At 30.4% G+C, this 16,618-nt stretch carries 11 protein-coding genes; 1 reads left to right on the forward strand and 10 read right to left on the reverse strand.

All coding sequences use genetic code 11. From position 1 onward, the window contains the following. Positions 1 to 1,122: 1,122 nt before the first annotated feature. Positions 1,123 to 2,178 (reverse strand): endonuclease, encoded by a 1,056-nt coding sequence (locus M9Q43_RS07265; RefSeq protein ID WP_262318283.1) that lies wholly within the window; start codon positions 2,176 to 2,178, stop codon positions 1,123 to 1,125. Positions 2,179 to 2,304: 126 nt separating this feature from the next. Here M9Q43_RS07265 and M9Q43_RS07270 point away from each other — a divergent pair, with 126 nt between their 5' ends. Further along, entirely contained in the window at positions 2,305 to 2,688 is a 384-nt protein-coding gene (locus tag M9Q43_RS07270) for a hypothetical protein (RefSeq protein WP_262318284.1), read from the forward strand. Between the two features lie 172 nt (positions 2,689 to 2,860). On the opposite strand, the gene lnu(I) is transcribed toward M9Q43_RS07270, so the two are convergent. The 9 genes from lnu(I) to M9Q43_RS07315 form a co-directional block, all read right to left on the reverse strand. Further along, complete coding sequence (gene lnu(I), locus M9Q43_RS07275; RefSeq protein ID WP_262318285.1) at positions 2,861 to 3,631, reverse strand: lincosamide nucleotidyltransferase Lnu(I); 771 nt, start codon at positions 3,629 to 3,631, stop codon at positions 2,861 to 2,863. 177 nt (positions 3,632 to 3,808) lie between these two features. Continuing rightward, positions 3,809 to 5,068 carry a Y-family DNA polymerase gene (locus M9Q43_RS07280; RefSeq protein WP_262318286.1) on the reverse strand — a complete coding sequence of 420 codons (1,260 nt, stop codon included), beginning with the start codon at positions 5,066 to 5,068 and terminating at the stop codon, positions 3,809 to 3,811. After that, positions 5,068 to 5,517 (reverse strand): LexA family protein, encoded by a 450-nt coding sequence (locus M9Q43_RS07285; protein WP_262318382.1) that lies wholly within the window; start codon positions 5,515 to 5,517, stop codon positions 5,068 to 5,070. The genes M9Q43_RS07280 and M9Q43_RS07285 overlap by 1 nt, the downstream gene beginning before the upstream one ends. A 151-nt stretch (positions 5,518 to 5,668) precedes the next feature. After that, positions 5,669 to 6,511: a hypothetical protein gene (locus tag M9Q43_RS07290; RefSeq protein WP_026726793.1), complete on the reverse strand. Its 843-nt coding sequence runs from the start codon at positions 6,509 to 6,511 to the stop codon at positions 5,669 to 5,671. A 46-nt stretch (positions 6,512 to 6,557) separates the two neighbouring features. Continuing rightward, the gene (locus M9Q43_RS07295; RefSeq protein ID WP_262318287.1) at positions 6,558 to 7,751 is read right to left on the reverse strand and encodes a GIY-YIG nuclease family protein; all 1,194 of its coding nucleotides are present in this window, start codon (positions 7,749 to 7,751) and stop codon (positions 6,558 to 6,560) included. Continuing rightward, positions 7,744 to 9,675 (reverse strand): DEAD/DEAH box helicase, encoded by a 1,932-nt coding sequence (locus M9Q43_RS07300; protein WP_262318288.1) that lies wholly within the window; start codon positions 9,673 to 9,675, stop codon positions 7,744 to 7,746. Before M9Q43_RS07300 ends, M9Q43_RS07295 begins: the two co-directional genes overlap by 8 nt. A 167-nt stretch (positions 9,676 to 9,842) precedes the next feature. Further along, complete coding sequence (locus M9Q43_RS07305; protein WP_262318289.1) at positions 9,843 to 11,510, reverse strand: RNA-binding domain-containing protein; 1,668 nt, start codon at positions 11,508 to 11,510, stop codon at positions 9,843 to 9,845. A gap of 6 nt (positions 11,511 to 11,516) precedes the next feature. Then, positions 11,517 to 14,285 carry a class I SAM-dependent DNA methyltransferase gene (locus M9Q43_RS07310; RefSeq protein WP_262318290.1) on the reverse strand — a complete coding sequence of 923 codons (2,769 nt, stop codon included), beginning with the start codon at positions 14,283 to 14,285 and terminating at the stop codon, positions 11,517 to 11,519. 69 nt (positions 14,286 to 14,354) lie between these two features. Next, the gene (locus tag M9Q43_RS07315; protein WP_262318291.1) at positions 14,355 to 16,616 is read right to left on the reverse strand and encodes a DUF3987 domain-containing protein; all 2,262 of its coding nucleotides are present in this window, start codon (positions 16,614 to 16,616) and stop codon (positions 14,355 to 14,357) included. Positions 16,617 to 16,618: the final 2 nt, after the last annotated feature.

Here is a 16,618-nt window from a genome sequence, read left to right on the forward strand (position 1 = left end):
TGCAAAGTAAACCCTTTCGAAAGAGAGGGTTTTTTATTTTGCACTCATTTATCTATAATCCGCACTTATATAGGGGTTATAGTGCATTTAAGTACGGAATATCTACGAATTAAGAAAAAAAAGAACAACCGTTTTTTTATCCATTCCACAATCGCAAGGAAGCCCGAACCTTTCCATTGAAAAATCAACTTTCGGATTGGTTAAAATTTGAGCTGTTTTTTTTGAAAGAATGCCTACCGATAAATTTCAATCGGAGTGAAAAATGTCTGGCATTATTTTAAAAAAAATTGCACCCTAAGGGGTTTGGGGAAATGGGAGATTTCCCCAACTGAACTGTACCTAGTGCGTTGGCAGTAGCGGAACAAGGGTATAGTTTTTTATTTGCTTTACGGGTTTTTCTGATTGTTTTTATTGACGGCTTGATGCTAGATTGGTCTTTTTAAAATCGGGTTTGTTTATTTATTGAATTGTTCTACGACATTGTATAGCATCAAGACGACTTAAAAACAATTTACTACCAATGTTCTGGCAAATAAAAAACTATACTCTTGTGGGCAAATTTGATTTTTGAGGATGCCTGAATTGTCTTTTGAAATGGGTATTTTCTATTTACTGCAAATGTTGTTGTGATACGTTATGGCATCTTCAAAAAACAATGAAAATACTTTACCTATTTTGGGTGGGAGCTTTGGGGAGCGGATATTTTACATAATAACTGTTATAACTGCCGTTGGCGTAGCATTGGGAGATGGAAGGCATTATAACACTTATTATGTAAAGATAGCTTGGGGTGGTTTAGCTTTGGGGAAAACAGCTCTTGTTTTTAGGTAGGGTGTAAGTGGATAAAAAAAGGCGGACTGTGCGCGTGGGGTTGGGAAAACAGGGAGCCTTTTTTTATTGACTTACTGAGGGGAAAACAAGTGCTGTTAAAGGTAGGGAAAACCACATGTGCGGTGGGGAGCGTTGGAATGGGTGGGCGCAAATACGTCAGCGATAGCGTACCTATTTTTAAAAAAGATAACAAGAAAGCCTATAGTTTGCTGTCTAGCCCTGATAGGAGCGATACCTTGTAAAAGCGGATAGCAGGAATATGGAAACCAAGAAAGCCTAAGCCATTCGCTCCTAATTTAATATTACTTTGTATGATTTGGTTTTATTGTCTACTTGTAGATTAATAAAGTAAATACCTTTTGTATTACCTGATAAATTTATTGTATTTGTAGTTGTGTTTGTGTCTATCAATTGACCTAATGTGTTATAAACGCTATATTTATATTGTATGTTATCGTTATTTTTGATATAAATTATATCATTTGTAATTGTTGGATATAATAAGCTATTTGATAATGTAAATTCGTCTGATGATAAAACACCCCACGTATCTGTTGCTTGTGGTCCATTCCATATTATTGTAGCTAAATAAGGATTATCGATAAATGGGTTTCTGTTGCCTTGTATAGTGTTTAGGATATTGTTTCTATTCATTTCGTATTGTGATACAGGGTCTTGTTGATTCCATTCTAAAAACACGTTTGGCATATCACCATAATTGGAATATGATGTACTACCTACACCAACATTGTTTGGTAAACATTGTGATGGATATCTAACATACATGTACATAATCATTCTTGCTACATCGCCTTTCCATTCATTACCTGGGTACCAATTCCCTGCTAGTGTAATGTATGACATATTAATCCCACTACCCTCTTCAAATTTTCTATTACTTCTTGAATTGTTTCTATCACTATCAATAGAACGCAAGTGATGTGCATCGGCACCTGCGAATTCAAAACCAAGATTAGGTGTACCTAATGAACGAGGGTAAACATGTTCTCTTACCCATAAACCACTACAAGAAGATGTATGACAAGAAGACGTTTGAGCTCTGGAATAATCGTTTGTAATATCTGCATCAGTATCATTCCAACCGTAAACTAAAAGCACATTGTTTGTGTTACTTGGGTTTAAATCGGTTTGATATAATGCATCCCAAGTATCTGTAACGCCTGTTGCTGTATAGGGTAGGTTTGTAGTATGTGTGTTTGTTATAAGCGTAGTCAATTGGTTTTTTAAATAATCACCTTCTTGACTAAAATCAATTGTAGAATAATATGCTGGAATTTGGGCATAGAATAATGTTGGGACAAGTAGAAAGAGTAGTTTTTTAAGCATAGTTTTACTTTTAATTGCTTTGATTTATTCAAATTTAGTGTAAAAAATTAAATTCTCAATCATTTTGTTTAGTTTTGAAATAACTCTATATACTTAAACTACTTATTTTATTTTATAAATTATACTATGAATAATGAGAAAATTGAATATTCATTAACTGTAGAAGCGAAAGATTTTATTGTACCAAAAGATATCATTGATGAAGTTTTGTTTTTGACTGTAAAACAAGATGTTTTAGATGTTTTAAACGATCCTAATACTGATATTACCTATTTTGGTTTTGCTCCTGATAATACAGCGGATAATCAAGATGATTTATTGTTAGATGGGGTTTTCTTTCGAATTATTGCTTACAATACAGATTTAGGTTTGACTTTAGAGAGTTCAAAAGAAGAAATGCTTGCTGCATATTCTAATCTTGTAACTACAAAAGCACCTTATTGGACAACCATTATTACTGAAAAAGGATTTATAAAAGAAGAAATTACCATAGAGTTATTATATCAGTAGAAAAGCTTTAGCTACTAAAATTAATTCAAAAAGGCAACGGTTTCGTGTATGAGTAGTAGCGGATTTCTACTCACAAACCTTTCGGTTTTGCACTGACCTTTGTTTTATGTTTATACTTTCGTTTTATCACTTAAACCGCTATTACTTATACACAATGTTGGCGGTAGTTTTTTTATTCAATTCTCCTTAATAATCCCTTTAATTTTGCTTCAACTCCAAGATTATCAAAAAGTTTTTCAGTCAATGTTAGTGTATTCTTGAAAGCTGTTTTAATATCTGTCGGGTCTAAGCTTGATGTTGTCTGCTGAAATAATGAATACCACTCTGGGTCTATGTCTTTCTCTAAACTTTTTGTAGGACTTTCCCAATGTTTAGTTTGAGATGTCTCAATTCTGATTAACCAAAGTAAGTACTTTTGAGTATTTGATAAACTTTGGTAAGCGTGAGCAAATTCCTGTCGTTTAATTAAGTTGCTTGTTGTCAGTAAAACATTCAACAATGATTGACTTAACCACAAGGTGTTTTCACTTGTTGTTCGGTCAGGTATTTTAGTTTTGATTTCTTTGAGAGTGTTAGTCAATAAGGCTTCTTTATCTACTAAAATCATTTTGTCAAAGTCGCTAAACTCTACCAAACCGTCCCACGATTTGATAACTTCCATTTGGTCGTTTGTCAAAAAATGAAATTCCCCCCTTATCATATTTTCAAAAATAGCAACTTCACTTCCATACTCGTTGGTAAAATATAATGCCAAAGGATGAATTTGTCTTACCCAATTTTCAGCCGAAAAATTTTCTTTGTCCTTTAAGAAGATATAGAACTCAATATCTGAATATTTATCTCCTTCATTTTTGGTAAATGACCCGTACATAAATACGGCAGAAATATTTTTATCAATTTGAGCTATTGACTTTGTTTTGTCAATCATTTGTAACTGTGTCATTTTCTAATTTTTTAATATTTATACTTACCCTTTCTACTTTACATTGTAAAAGGTATTTCAATTCTTATTCTACCTTACAGTTACTTATATCTTCATTTTCTTGATTGTTTTTCGTTGTTAATCGTTTCTTCAAATTACCGCCAACTAGTAAATATCATCAAATATATACAACTTTTTTTAAATCTTAATTGTAATTATTTCATCAATTCTAGTTGTATATGATTTGGATAATTTTTCTTGTTTCATTTTCCATTGTCTCCCAAGTGATTGATTAGCGAACTTGATTTTGTTTTTGCCGTAGGCTCTATTAAGTTTATCAACTACTGACATTAAAGGCTGATGTTTTGGATTTGAGGTGTTGAATAGTGATAATTGGGTTTGGTCGTTTGGTGTTAATCCCATTACTATTACGCCTGCTTTTTTGTAATTATAGCCTTCTTTGAAAATTGCTTTTAATCCAATTTGGGCGTATTTGTTTAACTCAATTGTTGAGTTTGTTGGAAAATCGGTGTTGATTACTATGTTTCTTGAATATTGTGGTTGGTCCTTTCTAAAATAATTTGTGTGAAGAAAAACCATTATCATGTTGCAATGACTGTTTTGTCTTCTTAGTTTTTCGGAACAGGAAGTTGTGAACGTAGCAATGCGTTCAGAAACATCTTCCAGTTTTGTCATTGGTTTTTCAAATGATCTTGTTGTAGCAATCATTTTTTTACTTTTTGGAGTTTCTAAATCCAATGTTGGTTTGCCTTCCAATTCGTGTTTTAATCTCAACCCTACAACTGCCATTTCTTTTCTTACCCAATCATCATGTAATTGAGTAAACTGATAAGCGTTAAATACATTTACAGCTTGTAAACGTTTTGTGTGTTTCCTACCAATACCCCAAACATCTTCTATTTTAGTCCATTTAAGAGCTTTAATTCTCTTTTCTTCACTATCTATAGCATATACACTTTTCGTTCTCTCAGGAAATTTTTTTGCTATCTTATTTGCTACTTTGGCTAATGCTTTAGTTGGTGCAAAACCTACACTTATTGGAATGCCTGTGTTTTTAGTAACTGTCTTTTGTATGTTTAAACCATATTCGTCAAGATTGAATAAATCAAAACCTTCAAATTTTAAAAAAGCTTCGTCAATACTATATACTTCAATTTCTGGGGTGTAATTTGCAAGTATATTCATTACTCTACTACTCATATCACCATACAACGCATAATTAGAAGAATATACAAATACATTATTGTCTTCAAAAAGTTTTTTAAATTCAAATGCAGGAGCACCCATTGGTATGCCTAATGCTTTTGCTTCATTAGAGCGTGCAATAACACAACCATCATTATTGGAAAGTATTACTACAGGTTTTCCAATTAAATGTGGTTCAAATACTCTTTGACAAGAGGCGTAAAAATTATTACAATCTACTAATGCAAACATTAATGTGCTTTTATACTATAAACTACTATACCCCAAATCATTAATTCGTTTTCTTCAGTAACTTTTATAGGTTTATATTCTTCGTTTTCAGCTATTAACCAAACAATATCTTTTTCAATTTTAATTCTTTTTACAGTAAATTCTCCATCGATTTGACATATTGCAATTTTACCATCTTGTGGTGCTAAACTTTTATCAATCACCAATAAATCGCCATCAAAAATACCTGCATTTTTCATAGAATGACCTTTTACTTTTGCAAAGAAAGTACTGTCTTTATGTTTGATTAGATGCTTATTTAAATCGATAGTTAACTCAATAAAATCATCAGCAGGAGAAGGAAAACCTGCACTAATTCCTACATCAACAAAAGGCAAGTCTAACTCAGTTGAATAGTCTGGGGCGTAAAATTCAAATATTTTTGTAGTATGTAAACTTCTTAACTTCATCATAAGACAAAATTAAGTAAGTATTGTAATAGAAAATAGGATTACTGAAAAAATAGTTATTAACGAAATGAAGCAAACAAAGAATTGATGCTAGGAATACTTGGACTAGGAGCGATTTTTGTGCAGATGAATGAGGTAATAAATATGAATATTATATAGATTTCATTGATTTTATCAAAAATGATAATTGTTGTTCGTTACTTGAAAAAATTTCATTCATATTTTGATGGTCAATTTGTGATGATTGTAATTGCTCAACAACCACTATACCTAAAGGAGGTCTAGAATCTTCATTATCTAATCGATATATAAAAAATGAACAGCTTTTCATTTTAATGTTTTTTAATGTTGAGTCTGAAATATTGCATAATTCCTTAACAGCATTCTTATAATCTTTACCATTTTTTGTCCATTGTGGGATGTTATAAATTTCAAAGATTTCATTTGCCCAGCCTAATGCAATAAAACCTTCATTTGAAGGATAACTATCACGCCCTTTTTTATTGTATAATGGATTATTAGAATATCTGCCTAATAGTTTAAAAACATCGCCATCATACTTATATACACTAACTCTACCACAGCCATTTGATAAATCAAAAAAACTTTTAAATATTATTCTTAAGTTGTCAGAACATAATTTATAATATTCTTTTTTAATTACTTCTAGTTTTTTATTTGTTATTTCTAGTTCTGAAACTAGTTCTTCATTTGTAATAAATTTTGATTTTATTTTAAAATTAAGATATACAGCTAAAAGAGCTAATGCTATACCAAAAAAAACTAACAAAGAATTTATATCACGCCAAGAATAATCTAAAATGATTAAATTGAAGGAATCACTTTTTATATCTGCAAGTAAATAAAAATAAGCAGATGAAACACCTAGAACCTCAGGTATATTTTTTTCAAATATTTCTTTAGTTTTCGGTAATATAAATAAAATTAAAATTGCAAATACAAAGCCTATAAAATAAAAAACATCACTACTCATCTAAAATATTATAATAATTTAACAACCAATTTTTCAATAACTTTTTTTACCTATTAATTATAATCCTATTTACAATATCATATTTATAATTCACAATTTCACCGCTTATAATTAATTGAATTGATTGTTCTATTACTTCTAATGGAGCTATAAACCATTCTCTAGGTGTGTGACGAATTTTATTTTCATCAAATATATCAATGTTTAAACATGAGCTTCCGAAGAAGTTATGAAGTAATTGTTCTAGTTTTTGTGGGTTCATATTGTAGCATTTCCAAGCACTTTCTATTTTGACTTTAGCCATTAAATAAGTTGGTTCTTTTTCAGCATTTTTTATTCTTTCCAATACATCAACTTTTGAATATCCTATTTTAAATAAGTTTTCTATTGATGCTATTTTTTCATCTTTACTTTTTGAACTTAACACATAAATAAATCCTGCTTCTTCATCTTCATCAGTTATATTGCTAAACTTCTCAATAAAGCTTTCGTTTACTTTATCTATGTTTTCAGATACTACTTGACCATTTGCATACAATATCTTTTCTACCGACCTTTTTAGCATATTAGATACTGTTCCATTTTCGAAAATACATCTTGTTCTTCCATCTTCACGAACTCTTGTGCCATCTTCTCTATAATGTTCTTTCTTACTGATTTTAATTTCTTCTAATAAGAATAAAACTCCGTTATGAACATAATATGCACCCTCACGTAAGTTACCCATTTTGAAATCAACTAATTTTCTTTTTCCATTAGCTAAATCCTTTTGAATTTCCTTGAATAAATGTTCGTATTTATCAAAGTCTTTCATTGGTTTTCTTCTTGCTACAAAGTCTGTTGCAACTCTTTCGTCAGGTTTAGGTGTATGTTTGAAATCAAATAAATCTGTATCGTCGTCAAACAAATCAAAGGCATCATCATTTAGAATATCATCAATTGAGTTTATCTCTTTTATTTCAAAATCAAGCAGGTTATTAGTGTCTATATCCTTTAATTGTTCTTTCTTCTCTGGGTTTTCTCTAATTCCTTTTAATCTAGTGTATAGTTGATATTCTGATACGTTTGAAATGTTTGGTTGTGGTTCTCTATTGTGTTTTTCTACAAAATCATTGATTTCTTGAAATGAAGTTAATAACCTTTCATCTGTTGTTTTTGCACCAGAAGATTTTGGTTTGACATTTAGAATATCAAACGGATCATTATTGAAAATATCGTCAAGTACTGAATTTTTATCCATTTGCTAAACGTTTTCTTTTTTCTTCTTTTAAATAAATAATACACTCTGCCATTCTTCTTTCTAATGGGTCATTAGCATTTAAACTTGGCTCTTTATCATGTAATTTTTTAAATTCCACAATTTTGGGCCATAATATTTTGGCTTCTTCAAAGTCCATTTTAATACGAGTTGCTTCAATTGTGTCTTGGATAACTTTCAACACTTTTGTAGTAACTGATTTTGATAATATTTCATAAGCTTTTTGGAATGGATTAACGGCATCAATTAAGTCAATATGTATATCATCAATATTAATGAATTTATCTGCTAAACGAATAAATCTTTGGTCGCCAACTTCTTTGATTTCTCCACTTTTAACTACACTATCAACCACTACATATTGTCTGATTTCTTCAACTTCATCTTCTGTTAATTCAGGATATTTTATTTTAATGATTTTTGGAATTAAAACTCTGTTGATTACTTCTGCATCAATAGACCCTGACATTGTTTTTAACATGTTATCATCTTGCAGTATTGTAGCTTTTAAGTCATTCAAATCAGCTTCTATAATATCTTTAACCCTCTTTGAACTTGGTTCTTTAAATCCTCTTACTTTGATTGTTCCTGGCTCTGCATCATCATCATTATCAAGTTTTGTTTTAAATTTGAAATTAGGTGCTAACACTTGCTCCATTAATAATGATGCTGTAATTGCTTTTAGCATATCATTAGTGGCTTTCTTAACATCGTCTTGGATTGCTTCGGGTTGTGCTATTAAATTTGTAAATTGAGCATGCGTTTTATTATTACTATCTCTAGTACATCTACCTATAATTTGGATAATTTCGGTTAATGAACCTCTATAACCAACTGTTAAGGCATGTTCACAATAAGGCCAATCAAAGCCCTCTTTTGCCATACCTAATGCTATAATCAAATCCATATCATCAACAGAAGAAATATTTCGTAAATAGTTAACTATTTTATCTCGTTCTCTTGGTGTATCTTCAACTAAGTCAGCAATTTTAATAATCTTTTTATCAGTATGCCTTTCAACATAAATAACTCCTGTTTCACTATCTTGTCTTAAAACACGACCAATAGCATCAATAATAAAATCTACTTCATTATGCTTGTCTTTTGTACTTTCTCCTGAGTTTACATTTGGAATATGCACAATGGTTTTTAAATCAGTATCTAACACATCAAGGATTGCTTCTGTATATTTTCCTGTGTAAAAATGATACCCAATACCCAATGATTTTAAGTAGTTATAACCGTTTAATTGTTCGTAATAGTTATATGTTACTTTAGTAAACTTTGCTTCGTTCTCTGGTGTCAAAATAGGCACACTATCGCCTCTGAAATATGAACCTGTCATAGCTATAATATGAGCTGTTGACTTATTCATTATTACTTTTAATAGTTCGCCTAATCTGTTGTTTACATCGGCAGAAACGTGGTGAAATTCATCAATAGCTAATAAAGTATCATTTAATTTTGTTTCGTCTAACGTATCACAAGCAAATCGTAATGTTGCATGTGTACAAATTAAAATCTTTTCATCGCTATCCATAAAGTTATGAAAGGCTTGTACTTTACTACTGCTACCATCATCGCCAGGAGTACAAAGATTATAATTGTCGTTTGGTTCCCAATTTGCAAAGAAACCATCTTTCATTAAATCAGTTTGAGAAAATGAACTACCAATTGAACGCTCTGGAACAGCTACTATTACTTTTTTAATGCCTTGATTTATCATTTTATCTAAAGCCAAAAACATTAATGCACGAGATTTACCTGATGCTGGTGGTGCTTTTAATAATAAATATTTTGCGTCACGAGCTTCAAAGGCACGAGATTGCATTTCACGCATACCCATTGTGTTGGTTCTTGTGCTTTTTCCTGTTTGGTGGTATGATACGTTTACTAAATTTGGCATAGTAGTTTATTTATTGATAGTTGATATTATTTAATTAAATGATTTCTTATTTAATATTTTTGAGCCTGGAATTGAATTAATTAAAACTTTATAAGTGTTTGAATAACAAGTGTTTGTTTTATTTTTTGCTAATATTATTTAATGTTATTATTTAATATTTTTGAATTTTATTTAATATTTTCTTTTAATATCCATTTAGATTTAATTCTTGTACCAACATTCACTATAGTAGTTCTTGCCATTTCTTGAATTAAATTATTAATATATATTTTTCTTTGTTTATCATTTTTATAATCAGGTAAATGATTGAAAAGAATAGAATTAATCTCTTCTCTTGTTGCAAACCCATGATTTTCTATGTGTTTGATTACAAAACCTTTATAGACTTCTTTATCTAAACCTTTGTTTTTTGTATAATTAGCTTTCTGTCCAGTAAGTTCAGCTAATTTTGCTGATATATAATAATCAGGTTTTCTACCTTCAATTAATCCTTTTTTCTTTAATAATTTTGCACCATCATCCGTAATTTTTAGTTTTTTCTGAACTTTATCTAATAGAATTACTTCGGTTAAACTTAAATCATCTTTCTTTTCGATTAATAATTTCGAATAATTTTCGTCAATAGTATGACCATATATTTCAAGAATTACGCTATCTCTTGTTGATTTTGTATAATCGGGTAATGGGAAATATCTTTTGCGTTGACTTTTGTACATTTTATGAATACCATATCCTAAACTATCTATCATGTTAAGATTAACCATTGCATCAGCTAACCATTTGTTACGATATTTATTAGGTGTTTTTTCACCTGCTGTGTAGTCTTCTGCTGTACCTTCAAAAAAACTACCTTCGTTACTAAATATTAGTTTATTTATTTTTTCAGTTAACAAAATACGTGAATGTCTGCTGTAATCTTGGTGAGCAATACAATTGTTTAATGCTTCTAAAATAACTTCGGTATCATATTTAATTACTTCGGCAGCTACTAATTGATTATCAGGGAAGAATTTATAATTTACGTTTCTAATTTTAGCCAAAACATTATTTACTTCTGTGTATAATGGCATATTAAAATGTTGGTATGCTTTTTCTTCAGTATCTAATTTCCATGTTATTTGAGCCACAGCAGGAGAAAGATAGTGTGCTGTTTCGGGTTTACCTAGTAATATTAGTGCTGTATTTGTTATTTTACCATCTACAGTAATTTTTAATTTATCTAAAAATGTTTTTGGGGACCAATTATCAATATCTTTATAGTATGGTTGATTTATGTTTTTTTCTTTGTATTTTTCTTTTGCTACTTTGATTGCGTCTTCATCTAAATCATCAATACTTGCCTTCTCTACAATTTGAGCTGACCAATCTGTTTGCGAATTATAAATAGCTCTTAAATAATGAGGATATTTTTTTAAATCGGTTAGACTACTATCAAATCGTATAAAAGGATAATTCTTGAAATTAGTAGGTTCACCAATAGCAGCGGATATTCTAAATATTTCTAAATACTTTGTTTCATAATCACAAGTAAAATGATCAAACTTAATAGATGGACTTAAATATCTTCTTATCCATAATTCTAATTCTTCGTTGCCTTCTTTACGATTTTTAAACTTGTAATTCGTACCTTCTACCTCGTGAGTGTCATCATTTATACCAAAAACTAAATAGGCAAACGATTTATTTGCAATGCAAGCTGCATTTGATAAACCAGAAATATATTGTCCTAGTTTTTCATTTGTAGTTACATTACCTGTTTTGAACTCTACCCATTCATTCTCTTTGGGTAAGGCTCTTAACTCATCTATTAAAGAAATTAAATCTTGATTTGTCATCTTACATTACTTTATCTTTTTACTTTTTTTAGCTTTTTTTTCTTCTTGAAATAACGTGTCTTTTACTTTTTCCTCTGCAATCATTTGTTCGTATAACTTGAAAAGGTATTCTAAGCGTTCTTCGTCTGTTTCAAAAGGCTTACTGCGGTAACAACGTTCTACAGCTAAATCATTTAACCTATGAGCTTCACGCAAGCCTTGTGGCATTTTCTCTGGGTCGTATAATTGTGCTAATGTTTTTTCGGAATGGTTTTCTCTTTCCTCCAAAATTCTAAATGCACATTGAGTTAATTCTTGTTTTTGAGCTTCTGATATTTTTGGAAATGGGAAAGTGTTGTAACTTAAAGCTGTTAAATACCTAATATCACCCCTTAACTTGCCAGATGTTAATTTTACCCATAACATGTGAATTTTTGAGCTTATTACACCGAATACATAAGGTTCACCATCATAAATTGCAGCAGCAGAACTTAAAATTATTGTATCAGCTGGTAATAAGCCCATTGGAATGTATTCTCTTCTACTTGAAGAAACAATAGGTATTATAATAATAGAACTTACACCCTGATGTCTATATCTAAATTGATGAGGTCTACTTGCTAAGCCTCTAGCAACATCACCACCTTCTAATCTCTGTTTATAGTTCTTTTCTATTCTGTTTTTTATTATATCAATTTTATTAGCAAACTCTAAATCTTTATCATCAATCCATAAAGAATATCTTTCAATATTGTTAATATATTCGTTTGCTCCAAATGTTTTTCTTATTAGTTTTTTTGAATCAGGATAAAGCTCTAGTAATTCGCTTTTTTCTTCAGGAGTTAACATTAAATTGCCACCATCATAAGGACTATTTCCTGTTATCATTAATGGTAATGATGAAAAAGGGCTTTGTTTTTTTGTAACATAAATATCATTTGCTATTGATAAATAACCATTTATTTTAGGCACTTCAAGTTTACGATTTTGATCAAAAAGATATTTCTTTGTATTGGCATTTTTATATTGTACACCAATAATAGAACACGTAACACCTGCTTTGTCTTTTGCATTGTTTGTCCAATTAAATGGTTTGTACGCAAAAAATATTTCATTTTCCAAATTAGATATAAGAGGCCAAAGTTGTTCAACCTGAGCTCCTTCACAAATTGAACTTGTAGTTACTAAAGCATATTTTGATTTTTTATCAATATATTTTGAAGCTAATAAAAACCAACAAGCAATGTAGTCTAGTTCTTTATAGTTTTTGAAACCTTTAAAAACCAAATCCATGTCATCTTTTTGTTTTTTTGATTGCCCTTTACCTCCCAAATAAGGTGGATTACCCAAAATATAGATTTCGTCATTTTCTTTTTTAGGACATACTATTTCCCAATCTATTCTAGTAGCATTATCGTGAACGATATTACCACCTGCTTGTAATGGTAGTGTTGGTGTACCTTCGCCTAACACTTCTTTAAACTTTTGGTTCATTTGGTGTTGTGCTAACCACAACGAAAGTATGGCTATTTCGTGAGCGAAATCGTCTAATTCTATACCAAAGAATTGTGATAACTCAATGCGTGAAAATAATGTTGGTTGGTATTGAGCTGCTAATGTTAATTGTGCTTTAGGTATTAATTCTAATTGATACGGTTCAAAACCTGTTGCTGCTTTTTGTAATTCTTGTAATTGTAATAAAATTTTAATTTCAAGAAAGCGTAATTCTTTATAAGCAATAATTAGAAAGTTACCGCTACCACACGCAGGATCAAATATTTTGATTTTGCTTAAACGTTCTAGCAGTTTATTTAGCCTTTTTGGTTCGTATTTTCCGCTTTCAAATTCTTCGTTTAATTCATTTAAAAACAAAGGTTCAATTACTTTCATAATGTTAGGTACACTGGTATAGTGCATCCCTAAACCACCACGATGTTCAGGCGTAATTACTGCCTGTATCATAGAACCAAAAATATCGGGGTTAATAGCTGACCAATCTAATTCGCCTGCATCAATAACCGCTTGACGAGAACGACGTGTAAAAGTTGGTGTTTTATGTTGATGTTCAAATAAACCACCATTTACATAAGGAAACTCATTGAGATATGCAGGAAGGTCTTTTCTGTTTCTATTGTGTGTATTTAAAACATCGAATAGCTTATCCAAATAATTACTTAAATCACTACCATCAGTTTGAGTGTGTGAACTTATTGCATTTGTAAACTGACCTTTTTTAAAAATATTGGTATCTTCTGCAAAAAAGCAAAATAACAACCTAGATAAGAAAACATTTAAACCGTGAATGAACTCATCTGAATTATCTGGATTATCTTTTTTTATTTCATCGAAAAGCTTTGCCATTTTTTCGGCTGCTTTTACATCGGCAGGATTTTCATTTTTATGGGTTGCTTTTTCCATACCCGCCCACGGCAAAAAGAAATCGAAATGATTTGGTAAAACTTTTAGTTCAATATCAAGTGTATCGCTTGTTTTTGTATCAACCGCCAACAACGTTTTAAAATCAGTAACGATTATAAAACGCTGTTCTTGTTTTGCTTCTTCTTTGCACTTGGTTATAGCAACGTGTAAATCTTCATTTTCAATTGGCTTGAATAGCACCTTTTTTTTCCAAGATACTTCGCCTTGAACCTTAGAAAGATTTAAGTTTCCATTTTGAAGTCTTGTTATTGATGCTTTAGGTAAACCATAAGCCAATAACAAATCGAAAATGAACGTGTCTTTGCTAAAATTTTTAATCAGGTTTTGAAGATTGTTTTCAATTTGTGCTATATTCATATTATTGAATTTCTATATAAAAACTCAAAAATAAGACATTATAATTATTGTTTAACTATATAATTAATTTTAGTTGATTTTTCTATAATTTCCATATTCTGGTTGTTCTAAATATTTTCCTAAACAAGATTTTAGAAAGTTGCCTACTGAACGTTCTTGAATGTCAAACTTTTTACCGATTTCAATTGCTTCTTTTCTCTGGAATTTGTTCGGTAATGCATCAAAGAATTTCTTTTTATTTTCACCTGATTTGAATGGTCCTTGTTCTCCTTGCTTTGGTAGATTAGTAAACATTATTATACTGTGTTGAACGTATGTTTTTGTTAGTGTTAATGCTGTTTCAAAGTCAATATCTAAACAATATACTTCTTTGTGATAATCTTTTGCTTCAAATTTTCTTATTGCTGTGAAAATCATACAAAAACGATATAATATCAATCCTAAACGCTTAACTATACTCAAAGCATCTTCACTAACAAAAGTGTTTATTTGTTCTAAAAATGAACTGAAAAAAGGATTAAAAACATCCCATTGTTCATCAGTTAAATGTAAAATCATTTCGTCCGTTTCGTAATACTCAACTAACCTTAAAACTTGTTTTGATTGTGTAGTAAAATAGTCTGTTAAGTTTACAGGATTTCCTTTTGGTGATGGGTCTAACCAAACTGCATCTGTTTTAAAAACATAGAATATAAATCGACTGAATAAACCATCTTCTGCAGAGGAAATAATATTAAAAACTTGTTTTGGTGTTCCTGATAAAGCCACTGCTAATTGTGGATTATTAACTTCTATAAATTCGCCATCGGTTTTTCTACTAACTGAAATTTTTTCGTGATGAAATGATTTTCTTAGCATATCTGAATAAGTACCCCATTCGTTTTTGAAAGTTTGTCCTAATGTATCTGCTTCGGTTTCACATATAATTCCTTTACCCTCATTACAATCTAAATGCTGAATGATTTTTGCATTACTTGTATTTGCCGGAATGTAAACCACTTTGAATTTTGGAGCTTGTGGCATTTCTTGCCCTTGTTCTAGTTTACCTTTTGATTTTAGCATTTTATAAGCCGCTAAATTTTCATCATATCGCTTTTTATCCTCAATGGAAACTGCTAATGTTTTATCGTGGTATTTGTCGGCTAATGCTTTTGCAAATTTTAACGCACCTTTACCAGAAGCTGCTGGAGCTAAAATAAAAGAAAACAAGCTTGGATAAATAACGCTACCGCTATATAAACCTGAAACATTAGGTAAGCAACCTGATAAAATTGCTAATGCTCCTGTAAGGAATGTATCTCTTTCTCTTTCTTGTGTAAATACTTGACAGCTTTCAAACAAAATAGGTGGTAGGTTATCGTAAACCGATTGCGGAATTATAGGCGTTCCTTTTAGACAATCTTCATAATCATCAAAATTATTGTCTGTATTTATAATACTATCTGTTTTGGAACTTTGCATGTTTGCAAACTTTGCAAACTTTGCAAAGTCTGCACTTTGGTTTTTATATGTGCTGTTTACTGTTGCTTTTATTTCTCTTTCCTCTAAATCAAAATTATTAATACAATAGTTCAAAGTATCATCTTCATAAATACCAAACTTATTAGCATTGCAAGAGAATAGGAAAATAAAGTTGTTTCTGTTACCATTGTAATATTGTTCTTTGTTTTCTGTGAACTTTAAGCATTTATCTAATAATTCATCCGTTGTAAGATTGTGTTTGACTTCTCTTATTGGTTCTGATTTCAATGGTTTAATTTCTTCTTTGATTTCGAAAGTTGTTGCATTTTCGTTTATAAATAACTCTGCATCACAAGAAACAAAACACAGTCTGGTAATGTCTTTACATTTTGCATCAAAATCATAACCTGATAACTCTTTATAAAAATTTGCGATTTGATTGTAAACTGTTGTGTGTTGTGCTGCATTTGAATTGACTTTAATGAATACTTTTAAACCTTCGTTACTTGGACTTATAAATGATGCGAACGTGTATCTACAGGCATTTACAAGCGTTACAAGGTTGTTTATTTCGGTTAATGGGATGTCATCAAAATCTAAACATACTACTTGTGAATAGGTTGTTATATTTGCCTTTGTTCTGCTTGCACCAAATGTTCCAGAAGTTGTAAACCCAATTAAACCATTTTTTATTTCTTCTGCTTTTGTTTCATCTCCTTTATGCAAAGCGTATCGAATTGAATTAATTTCACTTTGGTATTTATCGGATTTGATTTCTTGTAATATTTCTAAAAGATTTCTTTCTCCTAAGTTGTGTTTGAACTCTTGATAAACACTAACCATCAGTTTGTTGTTTGCTGTCTGTTCCATTG

It is taken from the genome of Flavobacterium odoriferum (genome assembly GCF_025499515.1).
Lineage (GTDB): Bacteria > Bacteroidota > Bacteroidia > Flavobacteriales > Flavobacteriaceae > Flavobacterium > Flavobacterium odoriferum.